Origin of the sequence: Limnobaculum allomyrinae (assembly GCF_016649425.1) — a bacterium.
Lineage (GTDB): Bacteria > Pseudomonadota > Gammaproteobacteria > Enterobacterales > Enterobacteriaceae > Limnobaculum > Limnobaculum allomyrinae.
The window spans coordinates 150,877-163,467 of sequence record NZ_JADRCR010000006.1 but is presented as its reverse complement, the minus strand read 5'-3'; the positions used below and the strand labels follow the sequence as shown (position 1 = coordinate 163,467).

The following is a 12,591-nucleotide window of genomic DNA, read 5'->3' as shown; positions in this document are numbered from 1 at the left end:
TTAACGCGGGGCTTTTTGCTATTGTGGGGTTAGTCTTTTAAGAGAAATTGGCTGCTGAGGATATTTCGGCCGTAAAAACGATATTGCATATATTTCCATTGTGCTCGGCCGGAAGACCGTCGGCACTAAGCACCAGAGTGCGTCGGCCTGGGCTGCCTACGGGCAGTTATGAGACACCTTGCGGTGTTTCACCCTGACGGGCCAGCGCTAGCGCTGTTCAAACAGGCAAAGCCTGTTTGTCGTTGGCTTACGCCAAGTCGTCCCCACGGCACCCTCTCCCGACGATTAACTTTGGTTACAAAACCAAAGGTCAACAGCAACAATTATTCAGGGTAACCCCCTGCATACTAAATTATCTTACAGCCTTCCTCTGTTGCCCTTCATTTTTTGACCTCCATCCTTTGACCTTCAAGAGCACTGGAATTCAGCTGACGACTGAGAGAGGCCAGCACGGCTGGCATGGATGCCAGTCGAGGCACTGCTTCGCCGGGAGCGAATCAGTGCCGGTGCGTTAAGGCTGAACGAAGGAGGAAGGCAGTCGCCACCAGGCGACCTGGATTCGTGTGCGAAGGCGCGGGAGTGCAGAGGGTGCCCGCCCTGGTACCCTCTGCTCGGCCACTCGCACCAATGTTTATTCAGGCACTGTACTATTAGTGGACGAAACCAACACTCAACCTAATTTTCTTCAACACATCAAGTATGAATCAGGTTACTTCTTATCATCCTCAAGCGTATCATTCCTGTAATTCACCCACCCATTAATCGCCAACGTCACCGCCAAAATTCCTCCTACCGTTCCCAATGAAATCGCTATCGGAATATGGTAGAAATCAACAATCAGCATCTTGATACCAATAAACACCAGAATCACCGCCAGACCATACTTCAACATAGAGAAGCGTTCCGCTACGTTCACCAGCAAGAAGTACATTGCCCGCAGGCCCAAAATAGCGAACAGGTTTGAAGTGAGTACGATAAAGGGATCGGTTGTCACCGCAAAGATAGCCGGGATGCTATCTACAGCAAAAATGACGTCACTGATTTCCACCAGAATCAAAACCAAAAATAGCGGCGTAGCGAACAATACGCCGTTACGGCGAGTAAAGAAGCGCTCCCCTTCCATATTATCGGTCATGCGGATATGACTGCGGATCCATTTTACCATTGGTTTATCACCAATATTGGACTCATCGTCTTCTTTAGCCAGAGCCATTTTGATGCCGGTAAATAGCAGGAAGGCACCAAACACATACAATATCCAGCTAAATTCAGAAATCAGCCAGCTACCGATAAAGATCATGATGGCACGCAGAACGATAGCGCCTAACACACCATATACCAATACACGTCGCTGTATGGCTACAGGAACAGAGAAGTAGCTAAATATCATTAGCCAGACGAACACATTATCGACCGCCAGCGCTTTTTCAATCAGATAACCGGTGATAAATGCCAGAGCCTGCGTATCAGCCACCTGCTGGCCAGCGGTATCATTCAAATACCACCATAGACCAAGTGCAAACAGTAAAGAGAGGGTAATCCAGATTAACGACCAGACCGCAGCCTGTTTAAAAGACATCGCCCCGCCTTTCTTCTTGCCCTGCCCAAACAGGTCAATGATTAGCATTACGGCAACGATAAGTGCAAAACTGCCCCACAATAACGGGGTTCCAACTGTATTCATTTAGGGTCTCCTCGGGTTTCTTATCTCACCGTGCTGTTTAAAACTATTGTTGCTTTAAATAGCATGGTTGATGGATACAGAAACCTAACCTTCAGACATAAAAAAACGGCAACGTCGGAAGACGCAGCCGCTATTTTAGCTAGCTATAAGCGCACCTCGCCTTCCGGCAAGGTCTCACTTACAACCGAAGGTTGCCTGGTAACCGGATGTATATGCATACATCGTATTGACGATTAGCCAGCTTGGAAGTTACTCCCCTTTGCAGGGCAAAAGATACGTATTCTCGTTACCAGAGTCAAGTGGCTGGAACATTTAAATGATGAAAAACGAGGATTAACTTGCTCATTAAAAAACAACAAATGAATGGATAAATCAATGAATCCTATTTTCTTATTTAATTATATTATTTATTTGCACTTATTTTCCTATTGGTTCTATAATAAATACATCCGAGGGAAATATAATAAAGTATCAACAATGAGCCCTTAGGAAATAAAAAATATTAGATATCAATTTTGATTCTTTATATTTTTCAGACTCAATAAAGCCCCTACAAAAAGTATCATTACTGGTCTATAACCTCTCCCGTTAAAATAAAATATCAAATCTGATTCTTTAAAACTTTTTATTCAAAAATGGTTTTGTGATCGAGGTTGAGCATTATTTTATTTTAATTTGTTAAAGTTCCTGCCGTGACAAACCCACACATTATTTCTTAATAAAAAGTTAGTTTATCACCGGTATTAATCTAATACCGCGGGACCATTTTAATAAAAATTTACTTTGGGGTATTTATGGACACTACTCAAACCACAACAACCACAGCAAGTATTGCGCCGGTTTCCAGTTTAGGCTGGCGTAAATCTGACACCATGTGGATGCTGGGCCTGTACGGCACAGCAATCGGTGCAGGTGTATTATTCTTACCAATTAACGCTGGTATTGGCGGTCTTATTCCATTAATTATTATGGCTCTTATCGCCTTTCCTATGACCTATTTTTCACACCGTGGATTAACTCGCTTTGTTCTTTCCGGTAAAAATCCTGGTGAAGATATTACTGAAGTAGTAGAAGAACACTTTGGTGTTGGTGCAGGTAAATTAATTACCCTGTTATATTTCTTCGCAATATATCCAATCCTTCTGGTTTATAGTGTTGCAATTACTAACACGGTAGACAGCTTTATTGTTCACCAATTAAATTTACCATCACCACCACGCGCTATTTTATCTTTAATTCTGATTGTAGGATTAATGACAATTGTTCGTTTTGGTGAGCAATTCATTGTTAAAGCAATGAGTATTCTGGTATTCCCATTCGTTGCCGTTCTGATGTTATTAGCTTTATATCTGATTCCAAACTGGACTGGTGCAATATTCGAAACTGCCAGCTTATCATCAACCGCCTCTGCAACCGGTAATGGCCTGTTAATGACCCTGTGGCTGGCTATCCCGGTCATGGTGTTCTCTTTCAACCACTCACCGATTATTTCTGCATTCGCCGTGGCTAAACGTGAAGAGTACGGTCAGAACGCAGAACGTAAATGTTCGCAAATTCTGGCTCGCAGCCACATCATGATGGTTCTGACCGTTATGTTCTTCGTATTCAGCTGCGTACTGAGCCTGTCTCCTGCAGATCTGGCTGCTGCGAAAGCACAGAACATCTCGATTCTGTCTTACCTGGCTAACCACTTTGATACACCAATCATTGCTTATATCGCGCCAGTAATTGCTTTCATCGCGATTACCAAATCATTCCTGGGTCACTATTTGGGTGCTCGTGAAGGTTTCAACGGTATGGTAATCAAATCGCTGCGCGGTAAAGGCAAAAGCATCGAACTGAGCAAACTGAACCGCATCACTGCACTGTTCATGTTAATTACTACCTGGATCGTGGCAACACTGAACCCAAGCATCCTGGGTATGATTGAAACTCTGGGTGGCCCAATCATCGCAATGCTACTGTTCCTGATGCCGATGTACGCCATTCATAAAGTTCCCGCTATGCGTAAATACAGCGGTCACATCAGCAACGTGTTCGTCGTACTGATGGGTCTGATTTCCATGTCAGCCATTGTTTACAGCCTTATCAGCTAACAGTCGTCCAACATGATGTTGTAAGGAGATTCCATGATTAGCGTATTTGAAATTTTTAAAATTGGTATAGGTCCTTCCAGTTCCCATACAGTGGGTCCGATGGTAGCCGGTATCCGGTTTATTGAAGACCTGAAAAGTAAACAACTGGATAATCTGACCACCGATATTGTTGTTGATATCTACGGTTCTCTGTCACTGACAGGCAAAGGGCACCATACCGATATCGCCATCATCATGGGTCTGGCTGGCAACAAACCGGATACGGTAGAGGTCGATTCCATCCCTGGCTTTATTCAGCAGGTACATGAGACCGGCACTTTGCCTATCCGTTGTGCTGACAACACACTGCGTCGTGTTGGACTGACATTGAATTTCTCAGATAAGACGTTGCCCCTGCATGAAAATGGTCTGACATTTCATGCTTATGACAACAATATTCTGCTCAGCAGCAAAACCTACTACTCTACCGGCGGCGGTTTCGTGGTAGATGAAGAGAATTTCGGTAAAGAATCCACCGCTGAGGTAACGGTTCCTTACCCATTCTATTCAGCTAAAAACCTGCTTCGTCACTGCAAAGATAACTGTTTGTCTCTCTCTGCGGTGATGATGAAAAACGAAATTGCCCTACACGGTAGAGAAGAGGTGGAGCGTTACATGGCACTGGTATGGGAAACCATGAAAGGTGCTATCCATCGTGGTATGAGTACTGAAGGTGTGTTGCCCGGTCCATTAAAGGTTCCGCGCCGGGCTTCTGCCCTGCACCGCATACTGCAAACTCATGACCGCTTATCCACCGATCCAATGACGGCGATGGACTGGGTTAACATGTTCGCTATGGCCGTCAGTGAAGAAAACGCCGCCGGTGGCCGTGTGGTTACTGCGCCAACCAACGGTGCTTGTGGCATCATTCCAGCGGTTCTGGCTTACTATGACCACTTTATTCAACCGGTGACACCAGAAGCTTATACCCGTTATTTCCTGGCGGCAGGTGCCGTAGGATTACTGTATAAGATGAACGCCTCTATCTCTGGCGCGGAAGTGGGCTGTCAGGGTGAGATTGGCGTTGCCTGTTCAATGGCATCTGCCGGTCTGGCTGAACTACGGGGGGGTAGTCCGGAGAAAGTGTGTAATGCCGCAGAGATCGGTATGGAGCACAATCTGGGCTTAACCTGCGATCCGGTTGCCGGTCAGGTTCAAGTTCCTTGTATTGAGCGTAATGCCATTGCCGCCGTCAAAGCGATTAACTCTGCCAGCATGGCGATTCTGCGTACCAGCGAACCGCGTGTCTCTCTGGATAAAGTTATCGAAACCATGTACGAGACCGGTAAAGATATGAACGCCAAATACCGTGAGACCTCTCGTGGTGGATTAGCGATTAAAGTCGCGCTGTGTGAGTCCTGATAAAGACTAAATTCTGATAATAAATATCCCCTGCCCGGCATGACCGTACAGGGGATATTTTTTTGTCTGTTAAATATTCGGAAGTAACGCGCTATTTCTTTTCCGGCTTAAACCACGGCCAAACCACATTGCTTTTGGCTGCCAGGGTATACCAGTTGCTGTCGTCCTGTGGCACGTTTGATTCCAGTCCGGCGGGGTTTTTCTCCCCTTCACCTTCACTTTCGCCGCTCTTTTTACGGATGCGCACCGGGGCTTTTTCTGCATCGGGAGTGATCTGAGCGTTAAACGCCCTGACCTCAGAATCAAATAGGATCCCTTCCAACTGATGCAGGCGATCTAAACCACGAAGGATACCAATCAGCGTACTTAACGTGACGGCCTCCCCCATTTCTACACGCTTAATGGTCGCGATACCCACTTGCGCTCGTTCTGCCAGCTCAATCTGAGATAACCGCATGGCAATACGCGTCTCTTTAATTCTGCGGCAAAGCTCAGAAATGATTTCGCTATCGGATACGGTATTAAATTTCATGGCTGTACCTGATGTGTTGCAATTGTCTGTTGCTATTATACCTACTAACTGTGGTGTTATATAAAATGAATTGAATGAATGTGATCTTCCCCCTGCCGGAATGCGACTTGTCAGGAAATAACACTGACTTACGGCAGGAGGATAATCACCACCAACAATAATAATTATAGTTCACGGCAGGCTTTCAGGCTCAGCTTTTGCTTACCGTTGCTGTCAAAGTTAGCTTCGCTCAGCCAGCGCTCCATACCAGCCTTAATTACCGGCCACTCGCTATCTAAAATGGAAAACCATGCGGTATCACGGGTACGTTGTTTATATACCACCGCCTGACGGAAAATACCCTCAAAGGTAAAGCCTAAGCGTTGTGCTGCGGCACGAGAAGGTGCATTGAGATTATCGCATTTCCACTCATAGCGGCGATATCCCAACTTATCGAAGGCATAACACATCAGTAAATACTGTGCTTCGGTGGCAATACGGGTTTGTTTCAGCAACGGGGAGAAGGTAACGTGTCCCACTTCCATCACTCCGCTCACTTTATCGATACGCATCAAAGCAATAGTCCCTACCGCACGGTTAGTCGTCTGATCGATAATGGCAAAATGTAGCGGATCGGTAGTGCCGGAAGCCTGCTCGACATGTTGAAAATACAGCGCCCGATCTTCAAACGGACCATAAGCCATATAAGTCCAGTCACGGCCATCAGGAGCCTGGCTAAAAGCATGGAACAGGTCTTCTGCATGACGGGTGGCCTGTAGCGGCTCCAGACGGCAATATTCACCGACTAACTCAAGGCGCTGTGGATGCTGACGCGGTTTCCAGTCTGTAAGCGTTTCACCAACAGGTTGTTGATACTGATTCAAAGTGTGGGACACGGAAAGACTCCTTCGATGTGAATTGGTGTTTTTATTACTTTAACCTCAGGTGACCACAATAGTAAGAGTCGATGAATGAATTTTTAATCGATTATTTTAAGCAAAAGAAAACCGCCAGCATCAGAAAATGCTGGCGGTTAACCGATGAAGCAACTATGAATCATTTCATTCTGTCAGCGCCTTACAATGTCACTCCACTCTTAAAGATCGCCAATTCACGGAAATCATTCACTTCATTGCAGGTTAACTTACCGTTGACCACGCTAACGGTGTAGTCAATAAATTGACTCAACAATTCATCCATCGATACGCCATACAACAGCTGTCCGGCATCAAAATCAATCCAGTGAGGCTTTTTCTTCGCCAATTCGCTGTTGGTTGCCAGCTTCATGGTGGGAACAAAACCACCATAAGGAGTACCACGACCGGTAGAAAACAACACCATATTGCATCCCGCACCGGCCAAAGCGCTGGTGGCTACGGCATCATTCCCCGGAGCGCTAAGCAGGTTTAAACCCGATTCTTTCAGGCGTTCACCGTACTTAAGCACATCAACCACCTGACTGCTGCCTGCTTTTTGAGTACAACCCAACGATTTCTCTTCCAGAGTAGAAATCCCACCGGCTTTATTTCCCGGCGATGGGTTTTCATAAATCGGCTGCTGATGGGCAATAAAATAACTTTTGAAATCGTTAATCATACTCACGGTTTTCTCGAAGGTCTGTTGGTCGCGGCAATGGTTCATCAACGCCTGCTCGGCACCAAACATCTCCGGTACTTCGGTGAGTACTGTGGTTCCACCGTGAGCAATCAGAAAATCAGAAAAGCGCCCCAGCAGAGGGTTAGCGGTTATACCCGACAGCCCATCAGAACCGCCGCACTCCAGGCCAAAACGGACTTCACTCAGCTTGCCCGGTTGACGGCGATCGTGGCGCATCGCCTGATACAACTCATTCAGGTACTCAACGCCCGCTTCCACTTCATCATCATATTTTTGGCACACCATAAAACGGGTTCGTGATTCGTCCACTTCACCTAAAGTACGGCGAAATTCATCGACCTGATTGTTCTCACAACCTAACCCAATCACTAAAACTGCACCCGCATTAGGATGACGCACCATGTTCTGTAACATGGTTCGGGTATTTTGATGGTCATCCCCCAACTGAGAACAGCCAAAAGGATGGTTAAACAGGTAAACACCATCAATATCGCTTAAATCACCATGCTGCTGTTTAAAACGTTGAAGGATCTGACGGGCAATACCATTTACACAGCCAACCGTTGGAATAATCCATAGTTCATTGCGGATCCCTGTCAGACCGTTGTGGCGACGGTAAATCGCCACATCAGGATCCGCCAGTGGAGAAGCGAGTGAAACCGCTACCGGATGGTACTGATAATTATCCAGCTCACCTAAGTTGGTTTTAAGATTTTGTGAATGTACATGTTCACCGACAGCAATAGCCTGTAAAGCATGGCCTATAGGCAGGCCGTACTTCATCACCTGCCCTTCAGCAGCAATGTCCTTGATGGCAAATTTATGCCCCCGGCTGACGGCCTGTTTTAGCTCGACTGATTGCCCGTCAACATCAACGATAGCCCCATCCATCAAATCCTGTAGCGCTACGGCAACATTGTCAGCAGGATGAATTTTTATAATTTGTTTCATAGTTGATCCTGACTGTCGCTCATTGGCTAAAACAGTATTGATTTAGCGCTGCTCTCATACCGTTTTCCTGAATTGCCTGTAGCTGTTCAGCCACTAATGACACCAGCCCTGGAATAGCCGTTAGATCCTGTTCCCAATGCGCCGTCTGAGACAACACATCGCTAACCAGCTCTACCAGCGTAATTTGCCCTACCTGATGCTGTACCCACAGTCTGGCATAACGTGTTAACCAGATTTCATCATCCTGTAATGGTGTTATCTCATCACCGCGTTTGCCCGTATAGAAAGCAATCAGCGCTGACAGAGCGAAGGTCAGATGCGTTGGTAACTTTCCATACTGACGCTGATATTCCACCAATTGAGGCAGAATACGAGTGCGGTATTTGGTCATTCCATTCAGTGAGATAGACAGCAATTGATGCTGAATAAAAGGATTACGGAAGCGGCTAATCACCGCATGAGCAAATGAATTCAGTTCATCTTTTGGCAGTGACAGCACCGGAACAATTTCATCAAAAATGGTTTGTTCCACAAAACGATTGATTTGCTCATCATCCATCGCCTGACCGACATAATCGAGACCAGCCAGATAAGCAACCGGTACCAGAGCCGTATGAGCACCGTTCAGAATCGCGACTTTGCGCTCTTTGTAAGGTTTAATGTCATCGACAATCAGAATATTCAGCTTTAGCTTATCCAGACACAGCGTATGTTCCAGCCAGCGAGGGCCCTGAATCACAAACAGGTAGAAATATTCGGCGGTATCCAGAAAGGTATCCTGATAGCCCAGCTCTTGCTGTAAAGCCTCCACTTCATTACGCGGATAGCCAGTAACGATCCGGTCAACCAGTGTTGAACAGAACGTATTGTGCTGTTCAAGCCAGGTCACAAATGCTGTCGGCAGCTGCCATAGCGTGGCATAGCGCAATACTAGCTCGCGCAAGGCATCACCCTTGTAATCAATCAGTTCACAAGGGATCAGAATCCAACCCTTATCTGCCGCACCGTTAAAATGGGTGAAACGCTCATACAACAAACGGGTAAGCTTGGCCGGATAGCTGGCCGGTGGCGCATCATCCAGTTTATCGTCCGAATTAAAGCTAATACCCGCTTCGGTAGTATTAGAAAATACTATTCGAATGTTTTCATCCCGAGCCAGCGCCATATACTGCTCAAACTGCTGATAAACATTAATTTCACGGTTAACCGAACGAATTAAACGCGTTTCCCGAACGGTTTCCCCCTGTTCATTCAGGCCACGGATAATGGTGGTATACAGACCATCCTGCGTATCCAGCGAAGGAGGAAAATTACTATCAATCGGACGAACAACAACAACCCCGGCATTCAGGTCAGTGTTTTCGTTTAATAAATCAATTTGCCAGTCAATAAAGGCGCGTAAAAAATTCCCTTCACCAAACTGAATAATCTTATCCGGGTACTGAGGGCCGGGGAAATTCTGACGGTTTAAATTCTGCATAGTTTTACCCTAATTCGATTGACCGATGGGAGGAGAGCGCTACCGCTCTCCCTCTGATTCCCGGTGATAAAAGTCCAATATCAACCGGCGGTGGCCTTACTCAAGTTCAATGGCGAAATAACGTTTTGCGTTGTCAAAACAGATGTTTTTCACCATTTCACCCAACAGTTGGATATCTGCCGGTGCTTCGCCATCAGCCACCCAGCGCCCTATCATCTGGCACAGAATGCGGCGGAAATATTCATGGCGGGTATAAGAGAGGAAACTGCGGCTGTCGGTCAGCATGCCAACAAAGTGACTCAGCAAACCCAGTTGGCTAAGCTGTACCATTTGACGTTGCATGCCGTCTTTCTGGTCGTTAAACCACCAGCCGGAGCCAAACTGCATCTTGCCCGGAATACCTTCCTGCTGGAAGTTACCGCACATAGTAGCCAGCACTTCGTTATCACGCGGATTCAGGCAATAAAGAATGGTTTTTGGCAACGCATTATTGGCTGCCTGAGCATTGAGCAGACGGGACAAAGGCAAAGCCACAGGCGCATCGTGAATAGAGTCAAAACCGGTATCCGGCCCCAAACGTTGCAACATAAACACGTTATTATTGCGCAGCGCGCCAATGTGGTACTGCTGTACCCACTGACGCTGATGATATTGACTGCCTAAAAACAACAGCACGCCGGTTTTAAACTGAGCCACTTGTTCCGTTGATGGGGCTTGCCCCTGAAGTGCATGGGTCAAAATACCATCCAGTGTTGCTTCATCCGCTTGCTGGTATACCACTTCATCCAGCGCATGGTCAGCGATACGGCAGCCATGGGCGGCAAAATGATCCAAACGTTTATTCAGCGCATCACACAAGTCGCTAAAGCGATGGATAGGGTTATCTGCCGCCGCTTCAAGACGGTGGATATATTCAACAAATCCCGGTGAATCAATATTGAATGCTTTGTCCGGACGCCAGCTTGGCAATACTTTAATCTTAAAGCTACCGTCCTGAGCAATCGCCTTGTGGTGTTCCAGTGAATCAACCGGATCGTCGGTGGTTCCTGCCATTTTGACATTCATTTGTTGCATGATGCCGCGGGCTGAGAAGCTGTCTTGCTCCAGCAACTGATTACAACGGTTCCATAAGTCATCAGCGGTTGACGAAGAAAGCAGTACCCCGGTAATACCAAACGGACGACGCAGCTCAAGATGAGTCCAGTGGTAAAGTGGATTACCGATAGTATGGGGAACAGTGGCAGCCCAGGCTTTAAACTTCTCAAGGTCTGGTGCATCACCGGTACATAAACGTTCAGCCACGCCGTGAGTACGCATGGCCCGCCACTTATAGTGATCCCCTTTCAACCAGATGTCATATAGGTTTCTAAATTTGTAATCGTTGGCTATTTGCTCTGGTGGCAGATGGCAATGGTAATCAAAAATAGGTTGTTCTGCCGCATAGCCGTGGTATAGCTGACGGGCGAACTCGGTATCCAGTAAAAAGTCTTCAGTTAAAAATTGAGACATGGAATGATTTCCTTAGTCAGAGTGATTCGCTGTTTATATCATTCTATAAGTTGTTATACCAATATCAAAGTGAGTTAGATCTCATTTTTGCAATCTTCACCTTTTTACAGCCTGTCACATACCTTACTCTGTCGGCTAATAATTAACAAACCCTACTATTAGCTAGTGATTGCATGATGTTACCCATAATATTCTGGTTTTTGTGATATACCTCAACCACAGAAGATGTATGACAGATTAACATAAGCTATCAACCAAGAAAGAGATAAATACCATTGGCTCTACCTTAAACCTCCACTCAAAAAAGGAATAAGAAGGATGAAACTAAAACCACTATTAGCGAGTCTTTGCCTTTCAGTACCGCTGATGATGACTTCAATGAGCACCGCCGCTGTTGAAAAAATCACACTGAAACTGGCTCACAATCTGGATCAGGAACACGTGGTTCATAAGGCACTGGATCAGATGGCAAAAGAGATTCAAGAAGAGTCTGGCGGTAAGATGCGTGTCCGTATCTATCCAAACGGTCAGATGGGTGGCCCACGTGAAACCATCGAAATGATGCAGAACGGTGCGCTGGATATGACCAAGGGTAGCGCCAGTGAAATGGAACCGTTTGCCAGCGCATTCTCCGTATTTAGCCTGCCTTATCTGTTTAAAGATGACGCACACTTTAAACGCGTTCTTTACGGCCCGGTTGGTCAGGAACTGATGAAGCAGACTGATAGCAAAGGATTTGTGGCTATCGCCGCTTATGTGGCAGGTACTCGCAGCTTCTATGCTAAAAAGCCGATTAACTCTCCGGCGGATATGAAAGGGATGAAAATTCGCGTGGTGTCGACGCCAACCACCAATAAAATCATCGAACTGTTAGGTGCTTCACCGGCTCTAATTCCTTTTGGTGAAGTGTATACCGCCCTGCAACAAGGGGTTATTGACGGGGCAGAAAATAATGAACCGTCTTACTACCAGACCCGTCACGTTGAAGTCGCCAAATTCTATACTGAAGATCAGCACACCAGCGTACCTGACTACCTGGTTATCGCGTCTAAAGTCTGGAACGGCATGAGTGATGAGCAGCGCGCTATCATCACCAAAGCGGCCCGTAATTCTGAAGTGTATCAACAGAAGCTATGGGACGAAGAAGTCACCAATTCACGTAATAAGGCACAGGAACTGGGTGCGACCTTTATCACCGTTGATAAAACGCCATTCCGTGAAGCATTAAGCCCGCTGTATGACGATTTCAGAAAAGACGCCAGCGTGGCGGAATGGATGACCAAAATCGAAGGCGAAGCAAACAAGTAATATTTTTCCAATGGCGGTGCTGAAGGGGTTGATA

Annotated in this window: 9 protein-coding genes; 3 read left to right on the top strand and 6 right to left on the bottom strand. The window is 46.4% G+C overall.

What is annotated here, in order from left to right; all coding sequences use genetic code 11:
* Positions 1-709: 709 nt before the first annotated feature.
* Positions 710-1,684 carry a TerC family protein gene (locus I2494_RS12720; protein WP_218467118.1) on the bottom strand — a complete coding sequence of 325 codons (975 nt, stop codon included), beginning with the start codon at positions 1,682-1,684 and terminating at the stop codon, positions 710-712.
* A 794-nt stretch (positions 1,685-2,478) separates the two neighbouring features.
* Here I2494_RS12720 and I2494_RS12715 point away from each other — a divergent pair.
* Both I2494_RS12715 and I2494_RS12710 read left to right on the top strand, forming a co-directional pair.
* Positions 2,479-3,780, top strand: a complete 1,302-nt coding sequence (locus I2494_RS12715) for an HAAAP family serine/threonine permease (RefSeq protein ID WP_218467119.1) — start codon at positions 2,479-2,481, stop codon at positions 3,778-3,780.
* Positions 3,781-3,813: 33 nt separating this feature from the next.
* Positions 3,814-5,181, top strand: a complete 1,368-nt coding sequence (locus tag I2494_RS12710; protein WP_140920692.1) for an L-serine ammonia-lyase — start codon at positions 3,814-3,816, stop codon at positions 5,179-5,181.
* Positions 5,182-5,272: 91 nt separating this feature from the next.
* Here the strand turns inward: I2494_RS12710 and I2494_RS12705 are convergent, their stop codons facing one another.
* The 5 genes from I2494_RS12705 to uxaC form a co-directional block, all read right to left on the bottom strand.
* Positions 5,273-5,713, bottom strand: a complete 441-nt coding sequence (locus tag I2494_RS12705; RefSeq protein WP_218467120.1) for a helix-turn-helix domain-containing protein — start codon at positions 5,711-5,713, stop codon at positions 5,273-5,275.
* A gap of 164 nt (positions 5,714-5,877) precedes the next feature.
* Complete coding sequence (locus I2494_RS12700; RefSeq protein WP_218467121.1) at positions 5,878-6,588, bottom strand: GNAT family N-acetyltransferase; 711 nt, start codon at positions 6,586-6,588, stop codon at positions 5,878-5,880.
* 181 nt (positions 6,589-6,769) lie between these two features.
* Entirely contained in the window at positions 6,770-8,260 is a 1,491-nt protein-coding gene (locus tag I2494_RS12695; protein ID WP_218467122.1) for a UxaA family hydrolase, read from the bottom strand.
* 19 nt (positions 8,261-8,279) lie between these two features.
* Positions 8,280-9,740 (bottom strand): tagaturonate reductase, encoded by a 1,461-nt coding sequence (locus tag I2494_RS12690; RefSeq protein WP_218467123.1) that lies wholly within the window; start codon positions 9,738-9,740, stop codon positions 8,280-8,282.
* A gap of 96 nt (positions 9,741-9,836) precedes the next feature.
* The gene (uxaC, locus tag I2494_RS12685; RefSeq protein ID WP_218467124.1) at positions 9,837-11,249 is read right to left on the bottom strand and encodes a glucuronate isomerase; all 1,413 of its coding nucleotides are present in this window, start codon (positions 11,247-11,249) and stop codon (positions 9,837-9,839) included.
* A gap of 318 nt (positions 11,250-11,567) precedes the next feature.
* On the opposite strand from uxaC, the gene I2494_RS12680 reads away from it, so the two are divergent.
* Positions 11,568-12,557 carry a TRAP transporter substrate-binding protein gene (locus I2494_RS12680; protein ID WP_218467125.1) on the top strand — a complete coding sequence of 330 codons (990 nt, stop codon included), beginning with the start codon at positions 11,568-11,570 and terminating at the stop codon, positions 12,555-12,557.
* Positions 12,558-12,591 lie beyond the last annotated feature (34 nt).

What these genes read in the sequence shown, in the direction of transcription:
- I2494_RS12690 (WP_218467123.1), bottom strand. Translation starts at nt 9,740, where the DNA reads ATGCAGAATTTAAACCGTCAGAATTTCCCCGGCCCTCAGTACCCGGAT.
- I2494_RS12695 (WP_218467122.1), bottom strand. Translation starts at nt 8,260, where the DNA reads ATGAAACAAATTATAAAAATTCATCCTGCTGACAATGTTGCCGTAGCG.
- I2494_RS12705 (WP_218467120.1), bottom strand. Translation starts at nt 5,713, where the DNA reads ATGAAATTTAATACCGTATCCGATAGCGAAATCATTTCTGAGCTTTGC.
- uxaC (WP_218467124.1), bottom strand. Translation starts at nt 11,249, where the DNA reads ATGTCTCAATTTTTAACTGAAGACTTTTTACTGGATACCGAGTTCGCC.
- I2494_RS12720 (WP_218467118.1), bottom strand. Translation starts at nt 1,684, where the DNA reads ATGAATACAGTTGGAACCCCGTTATTGTGGGGCAGTTTTGCACTTATC.
- I2494_RS12715 (WP_218467119.1), top strand. Translation starts at nt 2,479, where the DNA reads ATGGACACTACTCAAACCACAACAACCACAGCAAGTATTGCGCCGGTT.
- I2494_RS12710 (WP_140920692.1), top strand. Translation starts at nt 3,814, where the DNA reads ATGATTAGCGTATTTGAAATTTTTAAAATTGGTATAGGTCCTTCCAGT.
- I2494_RS12680 (WP_218467125.1), top strand. Translation starts at nt 11,568, where the DNA reads ATGAAACTAAAACCACTATTAGCGAGTCTTTGCCTTTCAGTACCGCTG.